This is a genomic window from Agrobacterium sp. YIC 4121, from assembly GCF_002008205.1.
In the GTDB taxonomy this organism is placed as follows: Bacteria; Pseudomonadota; Alphaproteobacteria; order Rhizobiales; family Rhizobiaceae; genus Agrobacterium; species Agrobacterium leguminum.
The window spans coordinates 84,754-107,584 of sequence record NZ_MRDI01000022.1; the positions used below are offsets into that span (position 1 = coordinate 84,754).

Sequence of the window (22,831 nt, forward strand, 5' to 3'; positions counted from 1 at the left end):
AACGGGTGATCGACACTCTTTCGCGGCTGCGAAAGGCGTGCTACGTCCGGATGTCATCGATCTTCCGAGCCTTTGACTCTGTGCCCTGTCCTTTCGAAATTCAGCTTGATTTCGCTTGGATATCTTCGGCGCAAATTCAGATGGAGCGGCGTTCGGCGGCAGGCAACTTTCGCGGAGTCTCACCATGTCCACCATTGCAGAACGTATCAGAAAAATCATCGTGGACCAGCTTGGCGCAGACCCTGCCACCATCGTGGATGAGGCCAGTTTTGCTGACGATCTCGGTGCGGATTCGCTCGAGACCGTTCAGATCGTCATGGAAATCGAAGAGGAATTCGGGGTGGAAATTCCAGATTCCGCCGCAAGCACGATCCTGACCGTTGGCGACGCCATCCGCTTCGTCGAAAAAAACAAGGCGTGACCGGCAAGGGGATTTACCCCGCAGACAAAGCCGCGACGGGATCGAGCTTCGACGCGTTGCGCGCCGGCAGATAACCGAAGACAACGCCGATCAGCGTCGAGCAGACGAAGGCGGCGATGATCGACGCCGTGGAATAGACCATGGCGAAATTGCTGCTGAAGGCGGAGAAAAGCGCGCCGAAGCCGAGGCTGCCCAGCACGCCCAGCGTACCGCCGATGATGCAGACCAGCACCGCCTCGATGAGGAACTGCCGCAGAATATCGGTGCGGCGCGCGCCCACCGCCATGCGCACGCCGATTTCCGATACGCGTTCAGACACGGAAACGAGCATGATGTTCATCACCCCGATGCCGCCGACCAGCAGCGAAATCACCGCAATCGCCGCAATCAGAAGGGTCAGCGTCTGCGTGGTGCTGGTGATGGTCTGGCGGATATCGTCGGTATTGAGAATATAGAAATCCCGTGTGCCGTGCCGCTGGGTCAGAAGCGTCGTCACCGCCTGCTCGGCGATTGAGGCATCGACATCGTCGGCCACCTGCACCGTGATGCTGCGCAGCGACAGGCTGCCGAGAAAGCGCGACTGGACGGCGGTATAGGGCAGGTAAAGCGACAGGTTCTGGCTTGAGCCGAAACCGCCCTGCTGCGCCTGCGTGACACCGACGATGCGGGCCGGCACCTTGCCGATGAGAATGACCTGGCCGACAGGGCTGCCGTCGAAATCCGCAAACAGCGATTTGCGGGTATTTTCGTCGATCACCACGTCCTGCGCCTTCTGCGCCACGCTTCCGCCATCGAAAAAGCGGCCCTGCGACAGCTTGGTGCCCTTGGCGACGAAATAGCGCTCGCTGACGCCGTTCACCAGCGCATTCGCCTCCTTCGCGCCGAAACGCACCGTGCTGGAGGTCGAGACCGTCGGCGTCACCGCCGCGACATAGGATTGCCTGGCAAGCGCTTCGGCATCGGAAACGACGAGCGTGGTGATCTTGCCCGACCTTATGTCGCCGAAATCCTTGCCGGCGAAGATTTCCAGCGTGTTGGTGCCGAGGCTCGATATGTTCTGCAGCACCCGCTGCTGCGACCCCTGCCCCAGCGCCACGACGCTGATGACCGAGGCGATGCCGATGATGATGCCGAGCATGGTGAGAAAGGTGCGCAGCTTGTGCGCCCGCATCGACAGAAGCGCCATGCGCAACGCCTCGCGCAGAGACGAAACGAGACCCGCAAGACCGGAAGACCCGGCGGAAACGGCAGCGGGTTTGGCATCGACCTGCGGTACGGTCGTCGCATCCGTCCTGCGGTCGGAAATGATCGTTCCGTCGCTGATTTCGATGATCCGCCCGGCGCGTCTGGCAATCGACATATCGTGGGTGACGATGATGACGGTGCGGCCTTCAGCATGCAGCTCGCCGAGGATGCGCAACACCTCGTCGCCGCTGGCGCTATCGAGCGCGCCGGTCGGTTCGTCGGCAAGAATGATCTCGGCACCGTTCATCAGGGCGCGGGCGATGGAAACGCGCTGCTGCTGGCCACCGGAAAGCTGGCCGGGACGGTGATCGAGGCGTTCCGCCATGCCGAGGCGGCCAAGCAGCCTTGCGGCATTGTGCCTGCGGTCGCCCTGCGTCTTGCCGGCATAGATCGCCGGAATTTCAACATTGCCAAGCGCCGTCAGCTCGGCCAGCAGATGGTAGCGCTGGAAGATAAAGCCGAGATTTTCACGCCTGAGCGCCGAAAGCGCGTCGGCATCGAGATTGCTCGTTTCCCGGCCCCTGATGCTGTAGCTACCCGATGTCGGGCGGTCGAGGCAGCCGAGAATATTCATCAGCGTCGACTTGCCCGACCCGGACGCGCCGACGATCGCCACCATCTCACCGGCCTCGATGGTGAGGTCGATGTTCTTCAGCACGCTGATCGTGCCTTCGCCGGAGGGATAATCCCGCCGCACGGATTTAAGCGAAATCAAAGGTTCAGCCATGGTTCAAAGTCCCATCGGCGGGCCGCCCGGCCCCGGCATGGCGTTTGCGGTGGTGTCGGTGGAACGCTCGCCGGTCACCACGCGCTCGTTTTCGGCAAGGCCGGAACGCACTTCCGCCGTGACCTTGTTGTTGAGCCCGATTTCGACCTTGCGCTCGGAAACCCTGCCATCGGCGCCGGCCACGCGCACGACATAGCTGCCGTCGCTGTCCATGCTGCCAAGGGCTGCCGAGGGGACGGTCAGCACGTCCTTCGCTTCGCCGAGAACGATATGGACCTCCGCCGTCATGTAGGTGCGCAGCTTGCCGTCCGGGTTCGGCACTTCGAACACGCCATTATAATAGATCGCCTCGGATGACGACGTGCTGGAAGAGGACGAGCTGGAGGATGAAGAGGTCGAGGAACTGAAGCTGGAATCGCTGCGCACCGATTCCGGCGCCGGCTCTATCGAGGCGAGCGTCGCGTCGTAACGCTGCTGCGGCTCGCCCAGCACCGTGAAATAGACCGGCAGGTCCGGCCTGACCCGCGTTACATCCGCCTCGGAAATTTCGGTGCGCACCGTCATCCGGTCGAGCTGGCCGAGGATGACGATGGTTGGCGCGGATTGGGTGGCATTGACGGTCTGCCCTTCCTGACTGACGATCGACAGAACAGTGCCTTCGATGGGCGCGGTGATTTTGGTATAGCCAAGATTGGCCTCGGCCGTTTCCACCGCGACCTGCGCTTCCTCGATCTGGGCGTCGATGGCCTCGATCTGCGCCTCGGTGACGGCAAGGGCTGCGGTGGCGCTTTCGAAATCGGCGCGGGAGGCCGCGTTCTTTGACACCATCTCCTGCTGACGGGCAAGGCTCTGGCGGTTGAGAAGAAGCGTCGCCTGTTTCTCCACCCGCTGCGCCTTCACGTTCGCCAGAGCCGCCTGCGCCGTGCGCAGGCTGTTCGTCTGGGTAACGGAATCGATTTCGGCGATCAGATCGCCTGCCTTGACGGTATCGCCGAGCGCCACCTTGACGGCGGTGATGCGGCCCGAGGCCTGCGCGCCGACGGCGACAAGGCGAACGGGTTTCAGCGTTCCCGTCGCCAGCACCGTCTGCTCTATATCGCCGCGCGTCACCGGCGCGGTGATATAGCCGGGTGTGGCCGCCCGCGTATATTGCGAGGACAACCAGTAGCCGCCCACGGCGAGAGCGACAACCGCCAGCAATGCGCCTGCCTTGCGTGCCGTTTTCATATTGATGTCCTGTCCAGCTGGTTCACTCGAAGGAAGAAACCGGCGTCATGTCGTGTTTTACGAGGATGAAACCCCTCTCCGCTTCGATCCATTCATAGGCAGAGGCGGATTTTCGCGCCGCGGCCTTGCGGCAGGTGCTGCGAAGACGTCTCGAATCCATCTTTTCGCGCTGATCCTTCGCACAGGCGAGCTGACGCCGTTGTTCATCCTGCCGGGATTTGGCCGCCGGCTGTTGCACGGGCTTGTCCTTTGCCACGGCCACCGACCAGGCAAAGCTCAAACCAAAAGCCGTTGCCAGCACCAGATAGAAGTATCTCATCATCGTCTTCCTGCTTGAAAATCACGCGGGGGATCGCAGGCGTGCGATCCCCCGGCTCCAGCCGTCGCCGGCTGATTTCCTCCTTTACTGGGGGGCAGATTAAAGGAGGAAACTTCGAATAGTTGCCTCAGCCCCGTTCCGCCTCGGGAACCGGCGGCCTCATATCGCCATGCGGGGGAGCAAAGCCGCCGCGGTCTGCGGGGCCATGACGCGGGCCGGGAGGCGGAGGCGGAGGCGGCATCAGTGCACGCTCAAGCTCGGCAAGCTTCAGCACCTGCTGCGGCGAAAGCTTCGGTTTCAGCGCCGCAATGGCGTCCTGCAGGGCTTTGGCCTTTTCCGCCTTCTGCGCGATGATGCCTGCCAGCTCCTCTCCCGCAAGACGCGGCTCGGGCCTGGCCTTGCCTTCACCCGGCACCGACGGCGGCGGATTGCGCTCTGGACCGGGGGAAACGAGATCGATCAGCGCCGCGGTATAGGCGCGCCATGGACCGAGCTGTTCCGGCGTGACGCCGAGATAGATTTCAGCCGCCGAAAGCTTCGTCGCCAGCCCTAGAACATCCGGGCCGGGCATTCTGCGCATATGCGGCGGCAGCGGCCTTTCATCCGGACCCCGATCTGGGCCGATGTCAGGGCCGATGTCCGGGCCGAGATCGAGATTGGCGGGCGGCGGCGCAGCCTGTTCGGTCGCCTGGGGTGCGGGCGCATTCTCTTCCGCTGCCTGCGCGGCGGCGGAAACGCCAATAGTTGCTGTCGCGATGGCGGCGGCCAGTAGCGAGTTTCTCATCTTACCTTCCTTCCGTTTTCCAACATGAAAGGACGATAGGAGCATCGCGTTTCCGGCTTTGGTCCGAATGTTTCCGGGCTGCTTCCGCAAACCGCCTATTTGTAACCGAATGTTGCCAGAACGGCGCCGGAAAGCTTTCGTTGCAAAAATCCGCCGTTTCTTTTCAACGCTTATGTATAGTGGCATCAAAAGGTTGGACGATATGACGACAGTTTCGGTGACACATATATTGATCGTCGATGACGATCCGGAAATACGCACATTGCTCGCGAAATATCTCGGCTCGCAGGGGTTTCGCGTGTCGATGGCCGCCGACAGGCGTGAGTTCGAGGAAAAGATCGCCAGCTCCGATCCCGATCTCATCGTGCTCGACGTGATGCTGCCCGATGGCTCCGGCCTCGATATCTGCCGCGATCTGCAGGGTCGCCGGCCGCGCACGCCGGTCATTCTCCTGACTGCGCTGAAGGAAGATGTCGACCGGATCGTCGGGCTGGAAATCGGCGCCGACGACTATCTCGGCAAACCCTTCAATCCGCGCGAACTCACGGCGCGCATCAAGGCCGTGCTGCGCCGCGCCACGCCGCAGGAAGCCCCTCGCCCCTCATCCGCCGCCTATGGTTTTGCGGATTTCACCGCCGATCCCGAGCAGCGCTCCGTCATCCGCGCCAGCGGTGAAAAGATAGATTTGACGGGAGCGGAATTCGATCTGCTGAAAGTCTTTCTCGACAGGCCCGGTCGGCTGCTCTCCCGCGATCAGCTTCTCGATCTCACGCAGGGCAAGGATCGCGGCCCGTTCGACCGCTCCATCGACGTGCTGATGAGCCGCTTGCGCAAGAAGCTGGACGCCGACACTCAAACGCCGATATTCAAGACCGTGCGCAATGGCGGTTACCAGATGACGGTTCAGGTCAAAACCCTGCCGGTGCAGCGATGAGCTCGCTTAAAAACCGCATCACGGCGCTGATGATCGTCTCCATCATCGCGGTCATCGCACTTGCGACTTTTGTAGCGGACCGGACGTTGCAGCCGCCGCCGCCCGACGCCACCATCGAGCCGCTCGCCCGCAGCCTCGCCTTTGCCGTGACTATGGCCGAGCGCGATCCTTCCCTGCAGCAGCCCGGCTATTTCCAGATAGAACAGAAGCCGCCGGAAGGCGATCTCGACGGCATGCTTTCGGAATTTCTGGAAAAGGCGCTGGCCCGCGTCGGAGAGCCGCGCACCGCGATGGTCATCCGCTCACCGGGAAATCCTGCGCCCGTGGCGGCTATCGCGCTGGAAAAAGGCGGCTGGCTGGTCGCGGAAATTCCGCATATGGGTCCGCCGCCGGGCGGCTGGAAGATTTTCGGCATGTGGATCGGGCTGATCATCCTCGGCAGTGCCGCCGTTTCGATCTTTGCCGCCAGCAAGATCACCCGCCCGCTCGACATGCTGGAAAATGCCGCCGCCAGCATCGGGCCTGACGGTTCGCTGCCGCACCTGCCGGAAACCGGACCGGGCGAAATCCGCGCCACCGCGCGGGCGCTGAACGAACTCGCCACCCGCCTGAAGGCGGCGATGGAAAGCCGCATGCGCCTCGTCGCCGCCGCCGGCCACGATCTCAGAACCCCGATGACCCGCATGCGGCTGAGGGCGGAATTCATCGAAAACGACGAGGAACGGGCCAAATGGCTGGCGGACCTGGAGGAGCTGGACGCCATCGCCGACAGCGCCATTCTTCTGGTGCGGGAAGAGGTCAGCCAGGACAGCGTCAAGACGATCGACATCGGCACGCTTCTCAGCGAGATAGTCAGTGATGTTTCCGATCTTGGTCATGCGGGCGCGCTCGACTTCATCGAGCCGGAAGCCGCCATGACCATCAAGGCGGCACCGCTGGCGCTGAAAAGAGCCCTGCGCAACCTCATCCTGAACGCCGTCACCCATGGCAAGAAGGCGCATATCGATCTGACCGGAGACGAGAGCGAAATCGTCGTGACGATCAGGGATGAAGGCCCTGGCATTCCGCAGGAACTGATCGGGCGGGTTTTCGAGCCCTTCTTCCGGGTGGACCTCGCGCGGCGCAAATCAATCCCCGGCGTGGGTCTTGGTCTTGCCATCGCCAGGGAAATCATCGAGCGCTTCGGCGGCACGATCACCATCGCCAACCACAAGAAACAGGGCCTGGTCCAGACCGTGATCTTCACAAGGGCGTCGTGACGTCACGCCGCTGAAACAGCCTGCGCCTGCGGCTTGGCCAGAAGCAGGCTTTCGGCATAGGCCATCATCAGCGGCCCGACGCCCTTGGCATCGTCGGACACCACCGGCTCGGTCAGATAATACTCGGGCGTTCCATCGCGATAATTGCCCTCAAAGCCGCCAAGGCCCGCGACATGAACGATGCCGGTGAGGCGCGTCACGCCCTCTTCATCGGCTTTCAGCCGGGTTTCAAGAAGCGCCTCAAGCGCGCGACCACCCGCCGAAAGGGCGGCATTCGTCTCTTCGCCCTGCACGAGCTTCAGCCGCACTGCATGCAGCAAGGCATAGGCAAACATGGCTGAGGCGGATGTTTCCTCGTAATTGCCCGCAAGGCCCGGATTGTCGAGAACCTGCATCCAGAGCCCTGTCTCGGTCTGCCGTGCGATGATGCCGGTCAGAAGCGACTGCGTCTTGTTGCGAAGCGCCGCCGTCGCGCCGTCTTCCGGCAGGATGGCCAGCGCGTCCACCAGCGCCATGGCCAGCCAGCCGACCGCGCGCGCCCATATGGCTGGAGACTTGCCGCTTTGAGGATCGGCCCAGCGCTGGCTGCGGCTGTGGTCGTAACCATGGGCATAGAGCCCACCGCTATCCTCGGTCGCCGCGAGTGCCGCTGAAAACTGCCGCAGCGCATCGTCGATCAGTTCCGCCCGGCCCGTCGCCTGCGCATATTCGATCTGGAACGGAAGCCCCATATAAAGCCCGTCCAGCCAGACCTGATGTGGATAACGCTTCTTGTGCCAGTAATTCCCGGATGCGATGCGCGGATGGCTGCGCAGTTGCCCCGCCAGATGCTCCGCCGCAGCGAGGTAACGCGGATCGCCCGTTTCCGCCGCAAGGGGAAAGAGGATACGGCCGGCGAGAATATGGTCGATATTATATTCCTGCGGATCGTACCCGGCGAGCGTGCCGTCTGGCGCTATCTGCGCATCAGCGAGACGATGCAGATGCTCGTTCCAGCGCGCCTCCCCGGTCGCGTCGAACAGCTGCTGCAGGCCACGATAGACGCACCCATCCTCATAACACCAGCTTCCGCCCTTGTAATGTTTATAGCGACTGGAGAATTGATCAAAATATTCAGTGGCTTTCATCGGTTTTCTCAATCGAAATCTGACACAATGGAAACGGAAGCATCGCTCAACAGGGCGGGATTATCGCTGACTATATGCGCCTGCTCGAAAACAATCGCCTCATGGCGCATGGGGCGCACCCGGTCGGCCATTATCGGCGGCGTTGCGGTGGCCGAAGGATCACGCGAGACAATGGTGAGATTGCGGATGGCGATGTTGCGGATGGGCGCTTCGGCAAGGCCGATAAAAGCACCGGCCGCATGGGAGAGATTGCGGATTTCGACATCCTCCACGGTAATACCGTCGATAAAGGGCGTGCCGCCATCGACCGGCGCAGGCTTTCGCGACTGCACCCAGTCGTCATGTCCATCGGCGTCGCAATGGTAATGGGCATTGGCGGAAAGCGCGGTGTGCACGCCATCCAGCAGCACCCGGCGCATGGCGATGTTGCTGACTGTTCCGCCCCGCCCGCGCCGTGTCTTGAGGCGCAGGCCGCGATCCGTGCCGACCATGTCGCAATCCTCGACCGCCACGTCATGCACACCGCCGGACATTTCCGAACCGATCACCAGCCCGCCATGGCCGCGCTGCATCAGGCAATGGCGCACCCGAATGCCGCGCGTTTCCGCGAGATGATCGTCCTCGCCATCGGGGCCGCGCTTTCCCGCCTTCACCGCGATGCAATCGTCGCCGACGGAAAAGCGCACGCCTGATATCGTAACGTTGCGGCAGCTTTCGGGGTTGAAACCATCGGTGTTCGGGCTGTCATGCGGTGCGACGATGCTGAGGCCGGCGGCGATCAAGCCTTCGCAGCCCTGCGGATGGATCGTCCAGGAGGCGGCGTTTTGGATGGTGAAACCGAGCAGGTTTGTGTTCCGGCAGGAAACGAGATGCAGGCCACGCGGCCGGCGCGCGCCGTCGCGAGTTTCTTTCGGCCAGCTCCACCAGTCGCCGCTATCGCCCGAACCATCGAGAACGCCCCTGCCCTCGATGACGAGATTGTCTGCCGCGATGGCATGAACCGGCGCGGCAAAACAGGCATCCGGCAAGCCTTCCCAGCTTCCGAGCATACGGCCTGCCTCATCGCGGGCAGGCAGGATCGGCCAGCCCCTGCGGGTGGAGGGCGCGCGCAGCACGGCTCCTTCAGCAAGGTGGAAGGTCATGTTGCTTTTCAGGCGTACGGGAAAGGCTGTCCAGAGACCGGCCCCGAGACGCAATGTGCCGCCGTGCGGTACCGCAGCCACCGCCCTTTCCAGTGCTTGCGCATTGGCGCGCGCACGTGTCTCATCATCGAGCGCAACATCCGGCATGAGGGAAAATTCCGCAGCCTCGACAAGCCCGGCACAGGGGGCGGTTCTGAACTCCAGCCGCCCGAACCCCTCCGCTTCGAAAACATAGCGCGTATCCGGGGAGAGATCATGCAACGGCGTCACCACGGTCGCGGTTTCGCCTCTCCTTTCGGCGCCATCCGCCGACGTCAAACGCCATGCCGTTTTGGACGGAAGGAAATAGCGAGCGCCGGGCACGGCAAGGCAAAGCGCTGCCGTTCGCGCCGAAGACGCGATGATAAGGGGTTCGTTCATGCTCTTTTCTCGTCTTTGGTGCCTGTCCGGCCAAACCCTTGGCGGACATGCCTCACATCATCCGGCAGCCGGATAGGGAGCCTGCCGCCATTGAGGCGGCAGGCCATCGTCGTCAATCGAATTTGGCAAGAACATCGTTGGTCGTATCGATGATCTGCTCGGCCGCTTCTTCCGCCGTCAGCTGGCCATAGGCATATTCCTCAAGCGTATCGATGAAGCCCGAGCGGATTTCAGGATGCTCGTTGAAGGGTGACACCACCGGTCCGGATGCCGCCATGACGATGGCGTTGGCGGCCCGCACCTCCGGCTCGCCCTTGTCACCCAGACGCGCCGCCGCTGCCTTCGAAGCGGGCAGGCCGCGTGAGGTGCCGAGCGCATCGATGCCCTCAGGTTCGTTCAGCAGGCAGTTCAGGATTTGCGCGGCCGCCTCCGGGTTCTTAGAGTTTTTCGAGATCGAAAACACCATGGAGGGCTTACGATAGACGCCCTCTGTTACGGCATCGGCAAGCTTCAGCATCGGGAACGGTTTCAGAACCTGCCCTTCCTTGAGCGGATCGGCATATTTCGAATAGGTCGAATCCCATTCATAAGAGCCGGCAATCCGGCCTTCGGACCAGGACGGCTTTTCATAGAGATTGACGTTACCGTCGGCCGCTTCCTCTTTCTGCGAGCGGATCGATCCGGTTTCGACCAGCTTGCCGACGAACGAGATACCCTCGGCAAGCTCCTCCGGCGTCCAGGCCACGCGGTTGATCTTGGGATCGACCAGATCCTTGCCGGTCTTTTGCACAACGGCCAGCGTCACCAGCAGCTGGGCAGTCTCCTTCACCGCATTGAAGGTGTAATAGTCCTTGCCGAGCTTTTCCTTGATGGTCTTGGTTGCCGCGAAAAACTCGTCCCAGGTCTTCGGAATTTCAACGCCGGCCTTTTCGAAGGTGGTGGCGTTGAAGAAGAAGACGCGGCCAGTAGTGGAAACGGAAAGCCCCTGCAACACGCCATTCATCGAACCGGCGTCCAGATCGCTCTCCGCCCATTGCGAAAGATCGAGTGGCTTCAGCTGGCGCAGATCGGCAAAACCTTCGCCGTTCTTCGAAAACAGCGGCAGCCACGGCCAGTTGACCTGAACGATATCGGCTTCCGTCTTGCCGGCCATCTGCGTTGTGAGCTTTTCCAGATAGCCGTCGAAGCCGGTGAATTCGCCCTTGACGGTGTGGCCATATTTCTCGCCGCAGGCGGCAATGGCCTTCTGGGTGGCGACATGGCGGCTTTCGCCGCCCCACCATGACATGCGCAGTTCCGCAGCACCCGCCGCCGGGGCCGTCGCCATCGCCACATAGGCGGCACCGGCGAGCATCGCCATCATTCTTGTCATCGTCTTCATTGTTCTTCTCCTCCTCGAAAAATCAGGCACGCCCGTCCCCTCCCCAAAGCGAGACGTTGCGACCATCGGCCTTGTCGAAAATATGCAGCTTCTCCGGGTCCGGCTTCAGCCGCAGGACACCGTCGCGCCCGAGTGCCTCGAATTCCGCCGCGCCAACGACGCTGACGACCTTCTGGCCGCCTAGATCGGCGTGCAGATAGACCTCATGGCCCATGAACTCTGCATTGGTGAGTTTCGCCTGCAGCGCCGGGCCATCCGCCTCCCCCGCCAGCGCAAGATGCTGCGGGCGGATGCCAATGACGGCATCCGCAGGTCTTGCCGAAAGCCGTTGCTCGAGATGCGCACCGATGGGCAGGCGCTGGCCGGCGATGACGAACTCAGCGCCGTCGATTGCCACATCCACCAGGTTCATTTCCGGCGTGCCGATAAAGCCGGCAACAAAGAGATTGGCGGGGTGGTTATACAACTCCTTCGGCGTCGCGACCTGCATGATGCGGCCGGCCTGCATGACGCAGATACGGTCACCCATGGTCATGGCCTCCGTCTGATCATGGGTCACGTAAATCACCGTCGAAGACAGGCCTTCCGCCTTCAACTGACGGTGCAGATCGGTGATGCGCACCCGCATGGAGGCGCGAAGCTTTGCATCGAGATTGGACAGCGGCTCATCGAACAGGAACACGCCGGGCTTCTTGATGAGCGCGCGGCCCAGCGCCACACGCTGCGCCTGCCCGCCCGAGAGCTGCTTCGGCAGACGGTCGAGCAGCGGCTGGATTTCGAGAATGCGCGCGACATTGTCAATTGCCTTTTCGATCTCGGGCTTCGCGACACCGGCGATCTTCAGGCCGAAGGCGAGATTGCCGCGCACCTTCATATGCGGATAAAGCGCATAGTTCTGGAACACCATGGCAATGGAGCGCTTGCCGGGCGGCAGGTCGTTGACGCGCTGATCGCCGATCAGGATTTCACCGCCGGTGATTTCCTCCAGCCCCGCCACCATGCGCAATGTCGTGGATTTGGCGCAGCCGGAAGGCCCGACGAACACCATGAACTCACCATCCTCGACATCGAGATTGATGCCGTGCACGGCCTTGAAGCTGCCGCCATAGATTTTTTCGAGATTTTTAAGTTGAACGCTTGCCATTTTCAGCCCTTGACCCCGCCAGACGAGATCCCTTCAATGAAATACCGTTGCGCCGCGAAGAACACGATCAGCGCAGGCGCGATCGTCAGCACCGACATCGCCAGGATGCGGTTCCATTCGAAGGCTTCGGTGGTGTCGATGGAGAGTTTGAGCGCCAGGCTCACCGGATATTTGTCGACCGAGGACAGGTAGATCAGCGGCCCGAGGAAATCGTTCATCGTCCACATGAACTGGAACAGGCAGACCGAGATCAGCGCCGGGGCCAGCATCGGCACGACGATGTAAATCAGCGCCTGCAGGCTGTTGGCGCCATCCACCCGGGCGGCCTCTTCCATGTCCGATGGCAGCGAGCGCAGAAACTGCACCAGCATGAAAACGAAGAAGGCATCGCCGGCGAGCGCGGACGGCACCCAGAGCGGCAGGAAACTGTCCAGCCAGCCGAGATCGCGAAACAGGATATATTGCGGAATGCGGGTAACGACATTCGGCAGCAGCAAGATGGCGATGACCGAGCCGAACAGGATCTTCTTCAGCGGAAAATCGAAGCGGGCAAAGGCATAGGCCGCCATGGTGCAGGAAATCGCCGTGCCGATGACTTTCGGCAGGATGATCAGGAACGAATTCCAGAAGAACCGGCCGAACGTATAGGGCGTTGAGGTTTCCCAGCCGCGGATATAACCGTCCAGCGTCGGATTATCGGGGATGAAGCCGGCGCCGGAGAAGATTTCCGAATTGGTCTTGAAACTTGCGCCCACCAGCCAGATCAGCGGATAGAGCATGATGAGGCCGACCGCGAAGAGAAGCACGTAGCGGACCGAGGTGGAGACGAGCCTCAGCCGCGCCCGGCGGGCCGCCTGCATGTCGTTTAGGGTTGCGATATCGGTCATGGCATCAGTTCCGCTTGTCGCCGGCGTAATAGACCCACTTCTTCGAGGACCAGAAGGCCACGAGGGTCAGCACGGTGATGATGGTGAAGAGCACCCAGGCGATGGCGGAGGCATAGCCCATGTTGAACTTCTTGAAGGCCTCGTCATAGATGTAGAGAGGCAAGAGATAAGTGGACTTCAGCGGCCCGCCCTGGGTGATGATGTAAGGCCCGTTGAACTCCTGGAATGCCTGAACCATCTGCATGATGAGATTGAAGAAGATCACCGGCGTCAGAAGCGGCAGCGTGATGAAGAAGAATGTTCTCACCTTGCCCGCGCCATCGATGGCCGCGGCCTCATAAAGCGACTTGTCGATGGATTGCAGCGCCGCGAGAAAGATCACCATGGCCGAACCGAACTGCCAGCAGCGCAACAGCGTGATGGTGAAAAGTGCGTTGCCCGGATCGCCGAACCAGTCCACCGGCGACAGGCCGATGGCGACCAGCGCCATATTGGCAAGCCCCTCGCTTGCGAAGATATAGCGCCACAGAACCGCAATCGCGATGGAGCCGCCGAGAATGGACGGCACGTAAAAGGCGGTGCGGAAGAAGTTGATGAATTGCAGCTTATAATTGAGTATGGCCGCAATGAACAGCGCGAAGGCAAGCTTCAGCGGCACCGTCAGAAACACGTAGAACAGGGTAACGTTCAGTGATTTCATGAAGGTGCGGTCGCGGGTGAACAGCCGCTCGTAATTGGCCAGCCCCGCCCAGCTGGGATCGCTCATCAGATCGTAACGGGTGAAGCTGAGATAGAGCGAGCCGAGAAACGGGATGGCCGTGAAGACCAGAAGCCCGACGATATAAGGCGTCAGATATCCCAGCCCGAGGAAGCGCTGAGATTTCATAATGCTCCTCCCCGCGCTCCAGTGGAACGCGAATGACAGAATACAATTTCGTACAAGTGATTCTCCCGGAACGGCCGGCGGCGGGCGCATGATGGCGCAGTCTCTCGCCGCGACCGATCTCCTCCCTCATTGATACGGCGCGTAAAAGCAATTTATGCGGTGACAAAACCAAATTTCCGCGCCAAGGTGAATTAACAAAGACGAGGAAAAAGATGGACGAAATCGAAGGTGGCATTCTATCGTCCGTTCCACCTGCGGCGCTCAACCTCAACCTGACGCGCGCAACGATCAAGATGGAGCATTCGCGCACCTGGCAGATCGACAAATCCAACCAGGTGGACGATCTCATCATCTGCCTGGAAGGGCGCGGGCATTATCTCGTTGATGGCGAGGCGCGGGTGCTGGAGCCGGGTGACGCCATGCTGATTTTCCGGGGGCAGCGCTTTGTCGGCTGGAACGAGCAGGCCGTCACCTATCGCGGGGTGGCGCAGCATTTCACGCTGGATATTTACGGCCGCCACAACCTGATCGCGCAGATGGACCTGAAGCCCAAAGTGAGGCTGAGCCGCTGGCCGCTGCTGGAACCGCTGGTGCGCCACTACCGGCAGAGCGCCCCACCCTCCTCCATCACGCTTGGCCAGCACCATCTCTTTATGGTGCTTCTCATCGCCTTCATCGACGACGCCTTCCTCGGATGGGTCGACCGCCCGAGTTTCCAGCCGGAGGGCACGGAAGGCCTCGACCTTGCGGTGATGAAGGCGATCACCATGATTTCGGCCAATCCGCTCGACCCCGACATTGCCGGCCGGGCAACCGAGGCGGCTCCCTATAATCGCGATTATTTTCTGCGCGAATTCCAGAAACGGGTGGGACGGACGCCGCGTAAATATCAGGAGTTCAAACGCATGGAACGCGCCATGCATTTTCTCGAGGCTGGGCTTTCGGTTACGGCAGCGGCGGCCGAAGTGGGGTATGGCGATCCCTATTATTTCTCGCGCATGTTCAAACGGACATTGGGGTTAAGCCCGCGCGACCATATGAACCGCATACGCCGCAGCCGGCACGGCAATCTCATGGCCTTTGACGAACACGAGCAGCAAAGGCTGCTTGCCACTGAAACGGAAAAGGCCCCGGCATAGCGGGGCCTTCTCGTTTAAAAGCGCTGGAATTACCGGAACAGTGACGGCAACCACAGGGACAGCGACGGAATATAGGTGACGGCAAGCAGCACCGCGATGCTGGCACCGAAGAACGGCCAGATCGTCCGCATCGCTTCCCGTATCGATATGCCGCCCACCGCGCAGCCGACGAAAAGCACCGTTCCGACCGGCGGCGTGTTGAGCCCGATGCCGGCGTTCAGGATCATCACGACACCGAAATGCACGGGGTCGATGCCGAAGGCCTTCACGACGGGCAGAAGCACCGGCGTGGAGATAATGACCATCGGCGCCATGTCCATGAAGGTGCCGAGCAACAGCAGGATGACATTGATGACGAGCAGCACGATGATCGGATTGTCCGAAATCGCGCTGATTGCGGCAATCATCAGCGTCTGCACCTGCAGGAAGGCCATCAGCCAGCCGAAGGACGCCGCCGTGCCGATGACCAGCAGAACCATGGCCGTCGTGCGCACCGCACCCATCACCGCCTCGACGAAACCGCTCCAGTCCAGCTCGCGGTAGACGAGCATGGCAACGAGGAAGGCGTAGAGAACCGCGATGCAGGAACTTTCCGTCGCGGTGAAGATGCCCGAACGCACGCCGCCGAAGATGATGCCGATCAACAGGATGCCGGGGAACGAAGCCAGGAGATAATACATCAGCTTCGAGAAGCCAGGGAACGGCTCGGAAGGATAACCCTTGCGCCGGGCAACGATATAGGCCGTCACCATCAGCGCCGCTGCAAGCAGGAAACCCGGAACGATGCCGGCGGTGAAGAGATCGGCCACCGAAACATTGCCGCCCGCCGCAATCGAATAAAGGATCATGTTATGCGAAGGCGGTATCATCAGCGCGATGATGGCCGCATTGACCGTGACATTGACCGCATAGTCCCTGTCGTAACCGCGCTTGGCCATTTGCGGGATCATCAGACCGCCGACGGCCGAAGCATCGGCCACGGCCGAGCCGGAAATGCCGCCGAACAGCGTCGAGGCCACGATGTTGACCTGGCCGAGACCGCCGCGCAGGTGTCCCACGAGACCGGCCGCAAAGCGGATGAGCCGATGGGCGATGCCGCCGCGCACCATCAGGTCGCCGGCGAAGATGAAAAACGGTATCGCCATCATCGCAAACACGTTCATGCCGGAATTCATCTGCTGGAACACCACGATGGGCGGCAGGCCGAGATAAAGAACCGTGGCGAAGGACGCGATGCCGAGGCAGAACGCGATCGGCGTGCCGATCAGCATCAGCAGGGTGAACACCCCGAAGAGAATGGTGTAAGCCATTTATGCGGCCTCCTGCACGATCACGTCGGCCGCAATCTCCTCGCCGATGGCGAGATCGACGAAACGTTCAGCCGCAAACAGCGCGATGAGGAAACCGCCGCCGATCAGCGGGAAGAAATCCGTGCCGCCCGGCCAGCCGAGAACCGGGATCGTCGCCGTCCATGTGCCCATGGAAAGCGAGGTGCCATACCAGGCCATGCCGGCGCCGAAGAAGAAGATCAGCGCAAGGCTTGTCAGGTCCATGCCCTTCTGCACGCGCGGCGGCATCATGTAGCGCAAAATATCGAGCCCCAGATGCACGCTCTCGCGCACGCCGACGGCGGCGCCAAGCATGATGAACCACGACATGAGATGCAGCGACAGCGGCTCCGACCAGCTGGGTGAATCGTTGAGAATATACCGCGCAAAGACCTGCCAGCCGACGATAAGCGTCATGGCGATCATGCCGATACCGGCAATATAAAGCGACGCGTGGCTGAGCGCGCCGAGAAAGGGGCGAATGGCCCGCATGAAATTTCGCATTGTCTGTTCCTCCGCGTCAACGGCGACAAAAGAAAACCGGCCCTGTTCCCAGGGCCGGTTTTCCGCGCATTATTTGACCGCTTTCACCCGTTCCAGAAGGTCTTTCATCTTCGGATCGGTGACGAACTTGTCGTAGACCGGACCCATCGCGGCAGCGAATTCCTCCTTGTTGACCTTGATGACATTGACGCCACCGGCGCGGACCTTTTCTTCCGATGCCTTTTCGCGGGCGCTCCAGAGTTCACGCATCTTGCCGACGGAATCCTTGGCCGCCTGACGCAACAGCTTCTGATCTTCCGGAGAGAGCTTGTCGTAAGAGACCTTGGAAATGACGAGGATTTCCGGGTTCAGCGAATGTTCTGTCAGGGAGTAGTTCTTCGCTACCTCGTAGTGACGGGCGGATTCGTAAGAGGGCCAGTTGTTTTCCGCACCGTCGACAACGCCGGTTTCAAGCGAGGAATAGACCTCGCCCATCGGCATCGGCGTCGGGTTGGCGCCGAAAGCCTGCATCATCGAAATCCACAGATCCGACTGCTGCACGCGGATTTTCAGGCCCTTCAGGTCCGCGAGTTTTTCAATAGGCTTTTTGGTGGTGTAGAAGGACCGTGCGCCGGAATCGTAAAAGGCGAGACCGACGAGGCCGTGCGGTTCGAAGGCCGCCAGAACCTCATCGCCGATCGGACCGTCGACCGTGTTGTGCATATGCTCCGTCGAGCGGAACAGGAAAGGCAGACCAAGAACGGTGGTCTCCTTGACCAGATTGTTGAAAGGCGCGGCATTGACGCGGTTCATGTCGATGACGCCGAAGCGGGTCTGCTCGATGGTATCCTTCTCGCCGCCGAGAACGGAATTGTTCATGACCTGTATCTTGATGCGGCCCTTGGTGCGCTCGGCCAGAAGCTCGCCCATATATTTCACGGCTTCGACCGTCGGATAACCGTCGGGATGAATATCGGCAGAACGCAGGGTTATTTCCTGCGCCTTGGCGGAAACACCGGCGAGCGCGATCCCCATCGCGACGCACATCATGCTTGCAATCTTTTTCATGCTTTCCTCCTCCATTGTTGAAACGATCCAGCCCCTCCAAGGCTATAGGACCGTATTTTTCACGCCCATCCGGGCCGGCATGCAAAGACCTTTCAGTTTAAAAGGACGATGGGGACCTCCCTTCCCCAGCCATCCCCGATTGACCTAAGCCGCCGTGACTGGCGGCAGCTTAAACAGCGCTTCCGGATTTTCCACCAGCACGCGATGGCGCGCCGCTTCATCCGGCAGCCAGCCGAGTATGAGTTCCGCAAGGCGGGCATCGTCGGGATAGGCCGCCGTCTCGCGGATGGAATTATGCGGCCAGTTGGTGCCCCAGACGATGCGCTCCGGCGCATGGGCGGCGATGACGCGCGAAAAGGCGGCGATGTCCTCATAGGGCCAGCTCTCACGCGAGCTTTCGTAGACGCCGGCGAACTTGAACCAGAGATTGCCGCGGTCGATGAGTTTCAGAAGCGCCGCCATTTCCGGGCCATCGGTTCTGATGCCCTTGAAGAACTTGCCGTGGTGATCGAACACCCAGCGCGAGCGGATGTTCTGAAGGCGCGGCAGGTGATCGAGCAGCGTATTGCCGTCGAATTGCACCGCCACCATCCAGTCGGCCGCATGCGCGCGCTCGTCCACGGCTTCCAGCTCGGACAGGTTTACCGCACCACCCGGCAAATCCATGATACGCGCACCGACGGCCCTTGCGGCGGCAAGCTTTTCCATGTCCTTTTCGGTCGTTCCCGCATCGATGATGACCACCGCGCGGGCCGCCTCGCCCATTTCCGCGACACAGGCGAGTGTGTTGCCGTTATCGCGCTGATGGGCGTTGCCCTGGGTGATGATGACCCGGTCGATGCCGAGCCATTGCATGAGGCTGCGATAATCCTCCGGTCCAGGCAGAGCGCCCGGCGGCAGGCCCGGTCCACCCGGCAGGGCGGGATAGTGGCGCAGATAGAGATGCATCTGCGTATCGACGGCGCCTTTCGGGAAAGCGGGCCGGGGCGCTGTGCCGCTCAGTTTTCTGACAAGTTCGCTCACGGGTCTGGCATCCTGAATTCAATCAATGCGTCGCGGTTGATCTCTATGCCGAGGCCGGGGCCGTTCGGGATGGTGACGACGCCGTTTACCGCCTCTATCGGCTCGCTCAGCACGGCCTGCCGGAACGGATTATAGGTGCGGTCGAATTCCATGATCGGCTCGATGGGATTGACCCGCAACGGATCGGGCGTCATCGCCGCCATGAATTGAAGGGCTGCCGCAATCTGTACGCCGGTGCCCCAGACATGCGGCACGATGCGCACGCCGTGCAGCGTGGCGAGCGCCGCGATCTTCTGCGTTTCGGAAAAACCGCCGCAGCCGCAGAGATCGGGCTGGAGAATATCCACGGCACCGGCGGAAAGCGCCTGCCACATGCCATAACGCCCGTGCCAGGTCTCGCCGCCCGCAACCGGTATCGGCTGGCCGGCCCGCACCCGGGCGTAGGCATCGAGCTGTTCGGGAACCACCGGCTCCTCGAACCAGTCGATACCATACTCGGCGGCGCGGTTGCCGAGCGCGACGGCTTCGGTGACGGTGTAGCCGTGATTGGCGTCGATCATCAGCCGCATATCCGGCCCAATCGCCTCGCGCACCGCGGCGATGACGCGGAGGTCTTCCTCGATGCCGAAGCCGATCTTGATCTTGCAGGCATGAAAGCCGTCCGCCCGACGCTCCGCCATCTCGGAGGCATTGTCGGAAACGCGGTCTACGCCATCGCGCTTGAAGCTGCCGGTGGCATAGGCCCGCACGCTTTCGCGCCAGCGCCCGCCGAGCAGCATCGAGATGGAAGCGCCATAATGCTTGCCCTTGATGTCCCAAAGCGCGATATCGATGCCGGACAGGGCCGTGAGGCTGAGGCCGCGCTGGCCCTGATCGCGCAGGGCATTATAAAGCACGGCCCAGATCTTCTCGGTCTCACGCGGGTCCTGGCCGATGAGCCAGCCGGAATAGGCCTGAACCACGGCGGCGTTGGGCCGCGCCGGGCCGAGGCATTCGCCCCAGCCGACGGTTCCGTCGTCGCATTCGATTTCCACCAGAATATGGGCGCGGCGGTCAAAACGCATGGATGCGCTTTCGAACGGCGTGTCCAGCCGGTGTTCGAGCAGATGCGTGCGCACCGCTGTGATCTTCATGGCTCCCCTCCCGCTTGTCTCGATCAGGCCTCCAAATCAGGCTTTGCGCTTGTGCGTGCCGATCAAGGCGTCGAGCATGCCGATTTCCTCATTGGTCAGGTCCTTCAGCGGCGCACGCACCGGACCGGCGTTGAAGCCTTGCAGGCGCACGCCGGCCTTGACGGCGGAGACGGCATAACCCTTGGCGCGGTTGCGGATCGCCATGAACGGATAGAAGAATTCCGTCAGGATACGCTCGCAGGTGGCGCGTTCGCCGGCGCGCAGCGCGGCGTAGAATTCATTGGCAAGGCCCGGCACGAAGTTGAAGACAGCCGAGGAATAGGTGGTGAAACCGGCGCCGAGATAGGCTTCGGCAAACAGTTCCGCCGTCGGCATGCCGCCGAGATACATCAGGCGATCACCCATCTTTGCGGTGATCTGGCGAACGAGACCGATATCGCCGGTGCCGTCCTTGAAGCCGACGAGGTTCGGGCATTCGTCGCAGAGACGCGCCAGCGTATCCGCCTGCAGCACGGAATTGTCGCGGTTGTAAACCATGACGCCGATACCGACCGACTGACACACCTTCTTGATATGGGCGTAAAGGCCTTCCTGCGGCGCATCGATGAGATAATGCGGCAGAAGCAGGATGCCGTCCGCGCCGACCTTTTCGACCGAGCGGGCGATATCAACGGCAATCTCGGTGCCGTAACCGCAGCCGGAAACGATGGCGGTTTCACCGGCCACATCCTTGGCGGCGGAAACGATGGTCGGAATTTCGTCCGGCTTCAGCGAGAAGAACTCACCCGTGCCGCCGGCGGCAAACAGCACCGGCGCTTTATAACCGGCAAGCCATTCGACATGCGCTCTGTAGCTATCGGCCGCAAAACGACCATCGGCATCGAAATGGGTGACCGGGAAAGACAAGAGGCCGGAGCCGAGCGCCGCCTTGATTTGTTCAGGGTTCATGTTTGGTATTCCTTTGCAAATTCATTGACTGGAAGCCACCTAACCCGGTTGCCGCATGCTTGTCAACAATTCATCATACATGTTGTATGATGAATTGTTGAAATCTGTAACAGATCAGCGCGCCAGCCAGCCGCCGTCGACATTGAGAATGGCGCCATGCACATAATCCGCCGCCGGCGAGGCAAGGAAAACCGCCGCCCCGGCTATATCGTCTGAATGGCCCCAGCGGCCGGCCGGAATACGTTCGAGAATGGCCTTGTTACGGGCCGCATCCGCGCGTAGCGCCTCGGTATTGTTGGTTTCGATGTAGCCGGGCGCAATCGCATTCACATTGATGCCCTTTGCCGCCCACTCATTCGCCAGAAGCTTGGTGAGGCCCGCGACGCCATGTTTCGCCGCCGTATAGGACGGCACGCGAATGCCGCCCTGAAAGGAGAGGAGCGAAGCGATATTGACCACCTTGCCGGACCTGCCTTTCGCCAGCAACTCTTTCGCAAAAGCCTGGGTAGTGAAAAACAGCGCCTTGAGATTGACGTCCATCACCTCGTCCCAGTCGAGTTCGGAAAACTCGACGGAATCGGCACGGCGGATAATGCCGGCATTGTTGACGAGAATATCGAAACCGGCTCCGGCAAAACTGTCCTTCGCCGCCAGCGGATCGGCAAAATCGATAGACAATGCGCTGGCCTTGCCGCCGTCCCTGGCGATCATCTCCAGCGTTTCATCCGGCGCGCGGCGGGCGGCGCAGACCACCTCCGCCCCGGCAGCAGCGAGCCCCACCGCAATTGCCTGGCCAAGCCCCGTATTCGCGCCGGTGACGAGCGCTTTACGCCCCTGAAGCGAAAAGGGATTCTTCATTTCAGATCCCCCGGCTGGATAAAGTCCATGTCGGTGTAATCGACATTGTCTCCCGCCATGGCCCAGATGAAGGTGTAAGAACCGATGCCGGCGCCGGAATGGATGGACCAGGGCGGAGAAATCGCACCCTCTTCATTCGAAATGAACAGATGCCGGGTTTCCTGCGGCTCACCCATCAGATGCAGCACGCGCGACTTCTCATCCATGCCGAAATAGAGATAGGCCTCCATGCGGCGATCGTGAATGTGGGAAGGAATGGTGTTCCAGACGGAACCGTCCTCCAGCGTCGTATACCCCAGCACCAGCTGGCAGCTTTCCATGACCAGCGGATGGATGAACTGGTTGATGGTGCGCTTGTTGGATGTCTCGGTCGCGCCGAGCTTGACCTCCTTGCTATTGGCCAGTGTCACGAGCTTTGCAGGCAGGCTGCGATGCGCCGGGCAGGAGGTGATGTAGAATCGCCCTGCCCCGTCAAAGGTCACCGCGCCGCTGCCTGCGCCGAGATAAAGCACATCGCCGCGATTGAGGGTATAGGTCTCGCCGCCGGCGCTGACCGTGCCGGTCTCGCCCACATTGACGATGCCCATCTCGCGCCGGTCGAGGAAGGACGGCGTTTTGGTCTCTTCCACCTTGTCCAGCGTCAGCGGCGCACCGTTCGGCACCGCGCCGCCCATCACGAAGCGGTCATAATGGGTGTAGATCAGCCTGATTTCGCCGGAACGAAACATGTCGTTGGCGAGGAAATGCCGGCGGAGCCCTTCGGTATCCAGCGTTTTCGCATATTCCGGGTTCACGGCCTGCCTTGTTTCGACGGTCAACATCAAACTCATCCTTCATGATCGTTGCGTATGGCACATAATATATGTTATCCGCTTTTTGTACGATCTGTATGACAAGGTCAAGAGGCATAGGCATATCTCGACCACGGCAGGGACGTGCAACGCTGAG

At 61.1% G+C, this 22,831-nt stretch carries 22 protein-coding genes; 4 read left to right on the top strand and 18 right to left on the bottom strand.

Features of this window, described 5'->3' with window-relative positions; translation table 11 throughout:
- The first annotated feature begins 184 nt into the window (after positions 1-184).
- The gene (locus tag BTE54_RS19340; protein WP_003520197.1) at positions 185-421 is read left to right on the top strand and encodes an acyl carrier protein; all 237 of its coding nucleotides are present in this window, start codon (positions 185-187) and stop codon (positions 419-421) included.
- A gap of 13 nt (positions 422-434) precedes the next feature.
- On the opposite strand, the gene BTE54_RS19345 is transcribed toward BTE54_RS19340, so the two are convergent.
- The 4 genes from BTE54_RS19345 to BTE54_RS19360 form a co-directional block, all read right to left on the bottom strand.
- The gene (locus BTE54_RS19345) at positions 435-2,393 is read right to left on the bottom strand and encodes a MacB family efflux pump subunit (RefSeq protein WP_078053618.1); all 1,959 of its coding nucleotides are present in this window, start codon (positions 2,391-2,393) and stop codon (positions 435-437) included.
- Positions 2,394-2,396: 3 nt separating this feature from the next.
- The gene (locus tag BTE54_RS19350; RefSeq protein WP_078053619.1) at positions 2,397-3,620 is read right to left on the bottom strand and encodes an efflux RND transporter periplasmic adaptor subunit; all 1,224 of its coding nucleotides are present in this window, start codon (positions 3,618-3,620) and stop codon (positions 2,397-2,399) included.
- 22 nt (positions 3,621-3,642) lie between these two features.
- The gene (locus BTE54_RS19355; protein WP_078053620.1) at positions 3,643-3,939 is read right to left on the bottom strand and encodes a hypothetical protein; all 297 of its coding nucleotides are present in this window, start codon (positions 3,937-3,939) and stop codon (positions 3,643-3,645) included.
- A gap of 127 nt (positions 3,940-4,066) precedes the next feature.
- A complete protein-coding gene (locus BTE54_RS19360) occupies positions 4,067-4,723 on the bottom strand; it encodes a hypothetical protein (protein ID WP_078053621.1) in 657 nt (218 codons plus the stop codon).
- A 202-nt stretch (positions 4,724-4,925) separates the two neighbouring features.
- Here BTE54_RS19360 and BTE54_RS19365 point away from each other — a divergent pair, with 202 nt between their 5' ends.
- Positions 4,926-5,657, top strand: a complete 732-nt coding sequence (locus BTE54_RS19365; RefSeq protein ID WP_003522672.1) for a response regulator transcription factor — start codon at positions 4,926-4,928, stop codon at positions 5,655-5,657.
- On the top strand, positions 5,654-6,916 hold the full coding sequence (locus tag BTE54_RS19370) for an ATP-binding protein (protein ID WP_078053622.1): 1,263 nt from the start codon (positions 5,654-5,656) through the stop codon (positions 6,914-6,916). The genes BTE54_RS19365 and BTE54_RS19370 overlap by 4 nt, the downstream gene beginning before the upstream one ends.
- Before the next feature lie 2 nt (positions 6,917-6,918).
- Here BTE54_RS19370 and BTE54_RS19375 read toward each other — a convergent pair whose 3' ends face one another.
- The 6 genes from BTE54_RS19375 to BTE54_RS19400 form a co-directional block, all read right to left on the bottom strand.
- Positions 6,919-8,043: a glycoside hydrolase family 88 protein gene (locus BTE54_RS19375; protein ID WP_078053623.1), complete on the bottom strand. Its 1,125-nt coding sequence runs from the start codon at positions 8,041-8,043 to the stop codon at positions 6,919-6,921.
- Positions 8,044-8,051: 8 nt separating this feature from the next.
- Positions 8,052-9,605 carry a glycoside hydrolase family 28 protein gene (locus BTE54_RS19380; protein ID WP_078053624.1) on the bottom strand — a complete coding sequence of 518 codons (1,554 nt, stop codon included), beginning with the start codon at positions 9,603-9,605 and terminating at the stop codon, positions 8,052-8,054.
- A gap of 112 nt (positions 9,606-9,717) precedes the next feature.
- The gene (locus BTE54_RS19385) at positions 9,718-10,986 is read right to left on the bottom strand and encodes an ABC transporter substrate-binding protein (RefSeq protein WP_078053625.1); all 1,269 of its coding nucleotides are present in this window, start codon (positions 10,984-10,986) and stop codon (positions 9,718-9,720) included.
- A 22-nt stretch (positions 10,987-11,008) separates the two neighbouring features.
- Positions 11,009-12,130 carry a sn-glycerol-3-phosphate ABC transporter ATP-binding protein UgpC gene (gene ugpC / locus BTE54_RS19390; RefSeq protein ID WP_078053626.1) on the bottom strand — a complete coding sequence of 374 codons (1,122 nt, stop codon included), beginning with the start codon at positions 12,128-12,130 and terminating at the stop codon, positions 11,009-11,011.
- A 2-nt stretch (positions 12,131-12,132) separates the two neighbouring features.
- Entirely contained in the window at positions 12,133-13,017 is an 885-nt protein-coding gene (locus BTE54_RS19395) for a carbohydrate ABC transporter permease (protein ID WP_078053627.1), read from the bottom strand.
- Positions 13,018-13,021: 4 nt separating this feature from the next.
- Positions 13,022-13,903, bottom strand: a complete 882-nt coding sequence (locus BTE54_RS19400; protein WP_003522679.1) for a sugar ABC transporter permease — start codon at positions 13,901-13,903, stop codon at positions 13,022-13,024.
- Between the two features lie 212 nt (positions 13,904-14,115).
- Between BTE54_RS19400 and BTE54_RS19405 the strand changes: the two genes are divergently transcribed.
- On the top strand, positions 14,116-15,042 hold the full coding sequence (locus BTE54_RS19405; RefSeq protein ID WP_078053628.1) for an AraC family transcriptional regulator: 927 nt from the start codon (positions 14,116-14,118) through the stop codon (positions 15,040-15,042).
- A gap of 29 nt (positions 15,043-15,071) precedes the next feature.
- Here BTE54_RS19405 and BTE54_RS19410 read toward each other — a convergent pair whose 3' ends face one another.
- The 8 genes from BTE54_RS19410 to kduI all read right to left on the bottom strand — a co-directional run bounded on the left by BTE54_RS19410 (position 15,072) and on the right by kduI (position 22,704).
- Entirely contained in the window at positions 15,072-16,352 is a 1,281-nt protein-coding gene (locus tag BTE54_RS19410) for a TRAP transporter large permease (protein WP_059757073.1), read from the bottom strand.
- Positions 16,353-16,874, bottom strand: coding sequence for a TRAP transporter small permease (locus tag BTE54_RS19415; protein WP_003522682.1), 522 nt, complete (start codon positions 16,872-16,874; stop codon positions 16,353-16,355).
- 69 nt (positions 16,875-16,943) lie between these two features.
- The gene (locus BTE54_RS19420) at positions 16,944-17,921 is read right to left on the bottom strand and encodes a TRAP transporter substrate-binding protein (RefSeq protein WP_078053649.1); all 978 of its coding nucleotides are present in this window, start codon (positions 17,919-17,921) and stop codon (positions 16,944-16,946) included.
- A gap of 144 nt (positions 17,922-18,065) precedes the next feature.
- On the bottom strand, positions 18,066-18,944 hold the full coding sequence (locus BTE54_RS19425) for an amidohydrolase family protein (protein ID WP_078053629.1): 879 nt from the start codon (positions 18,942-18,944) through the stop codon (positions 18,066-18,068).
- The gene (locus BTE54_RS19430) at positions 18,941-20,077 is read right to left on the bottom strand and encodes a D-galactarolactone cycloisomerase (protein WP_078053630.1); all 1,137 of its coding nucleotides are present in this window, start codon (positions 20,075-20,077) and stop codon (positions 18,941-18,943) included. The genes BTE54_RS19425 and BTE54_RS19430 overlap by 4 nt, the downstream gene beginning before the upstream one ends.
- Before the next feature lie 36 nt (positions 20,078-20,113).
- The gene (gene kdgD, locus BTE54_RS19435; RefSeq protein ID WP_078053631.1) at positions 20,114-21,025 is read right to left on the bottom strand and encodes a 5-dehydro-4-deoxyglucarate dehydratase; all 912 of its coding nucleotides are present in this window, start codon (positions 21,023-21,025) and stop codon (positions 20,114-20,116) included.
- A 114-nt stretch (positions 21,026-21,139) separates the two neighbouring features.
- The gene (gene kduD, locus BTE54_RS19440; RefSeq protein ID WP_078053632.1) at positions 21,140-21,883 is read right to left on the bottom strand and encodes a 2-dehydro-3-deoxy-D-gluconate 5-dehydrogenase KduD; all 744 of its coding nucleotides are present in this window, start codon (positions 21,881-21,883) and stop codon (positions 21,140-21,142) included.
- Positions 21,880-22,704 carry a 5-dehydro-4-deoxy-D-glucuronate isomerase gene (gene kduI / locus BTE54_RS19445; RefSeq protein WP_065656169.1) on the bottom strand — a complete coding sequence of 275 codons (825 nt, stop codon included), beginning with the start codon at positions 22,702-22,704 and terminating at the stop codon, positions 21,880-21,882. Before kduI ends, kduD begins: the two co-directional genes overlap by 4 nt.
- Positions 22,705-22,831 lie beyond the last annotated feature (127 nt).

Bases quoted from the DNA above. Each gene is read 5' to 3' on its own strand.
- BTE54_RS19350 (WP_078053619.1), bottom strand. From the start codon at position 3,620: ATGAAAACGGCACGCAAGGCAGGCGCATTGCTGGCGGTTGTCGCTCTC.
- BTE54_RS19430 (WP_078053630.1), bottom strand. From the start codon at position 20,077: ATGAAGATCACAGCGGTGCGCACGCATCTGCTCGAACACCGGCTGGAC.
- BTE54_RS19380 (WP_078053624.1), bottom strand. From the start codon at position 9,605: ATGAACGAACCCCTTATCATCGCGTCTTCGGCGCGAACGGCAGCGCTT.
- BTE54_RS19395 (WP_078053627.1), bottom strand. From the start codon at position 13,017: ATGACCGATATCGCAACCCTAAACGACATGCAGGCGGCCCGCCGGGCG.
- BTE54_RS19405 (WP_078053628.1), top strand. From the start codon at position 14,116: ATGGACGAAATCGAAGGTGGCATTCTATCGTCCGTTCCACCTGCGGCG.
- BTE54_RS19420 (WP_078053649.1), bottom strand. From the start codon at position 17,921: ATGAAAAAGATTGCAAGCATGATGTGCGTCGCGATGGGGATCGCGCTC.
- BTE54_RS19415 (WP_003522682.1), bottom strand. From the start codon at position 16,874: ATGCGAAATTTCATGCGGGCCATTCGCCCCTTTCTCGGCGCGCTCAGC.
- BTE54_RS19340 (WP_003520197.1), top strand. From the start codon at position 185: ATGTCCACCATTGCAGAACGTATCAGAAAAATCATCGTGGACCAGCTT.
- BTE54_RS19375 (WP_078053623.1), bottom strand. From the start codon at position 8,043: ATGAAAGCCACTGAATATTTTGATCAATTCTCCAGTCGCTATAAACAT.
- BTE54_RS19365 (WP_003522672.1), top strand. From the start codon at position 4,926: ATGACGACAGTTTCGGTGACACATATATTGATCGTCGATGACGATCCG.
- kdgD (WP_078053631.1), bottom strand. From the start codon at position 21,025: ATGAACCCTGAACAAATCAAGGCGGCGCTCGGCTCCGGCCTCTTGTCT.
- kduD (WP_078053632.1), bottom strand. From the start codon at position 21,883: ATGAAGAATCCCTTTTCGCTTCAGGGGCGTAAAGCGCTCGTCACCGGC.
- kduI (WP_065656169.1), bottom strand. From the start codon at position 22,704: ATGTTGACCGTCGAAACAAGGCAGGCCGTGAACCCGGAATATGCGAAA.
- BTE54_RS19345 (WP_078053618.1), bottom strand. From the start codon at position 2,393: ATGGCTGAACCTTTGATTTCGCTTAAATCCGTGCGGCGGGATTATCCC.
- BTE54_RS19360 (WP_078053621.1), bottom strand. From the start codon at position 4,723: ATGAGAAACTCGCTACTGGCCGCCGCCATCGCGACAGCAACTATTGGC.
- ugpC (WP_078053626.1), bottom strand. From the start codon at position 12,130: ATGGCAAGCGTTCAACTTAAAAATCTCGAAAAAATCTATGGCGGCAGC.
- BTE54_RS19355 (WP_078053620.1), bottom strand. From the start codon at position 3,939: ATGAGATACTTCTATCTGGTGCTGGCAACGGCTTTTGGTTTGAGCTTT.
- BTE54_RS19370 (WP_078053622.1), top strand. From the start codon at position 5,654: ATGAGCTCGCTTAAAAACCGCATCACGGCGCTGATGATCGTCTCCATC.
- BTE54_RS19400 (WP_003522679.1), bottom strand. From the start codon at position 13,903: ATGAAATCTCAGCGCTTCCTCGGGCTGGGATATCTGACGCCTTATATC.
- BTE54_RS19410 (WP_059757073.1), bottom strand. From the start codon at position 16,352: ATGGCTTACACCATTCTCTTCGGGGTGTTCACCCTGCTGATGCTGATC.
- BTE54_RS19385 (WP_078053625.1), bottom strand. From the start codon at position 10,986: ATGAAGACGATGACAAGAATGATGGCGATGCTCGCCGGTGCCGCCTAT.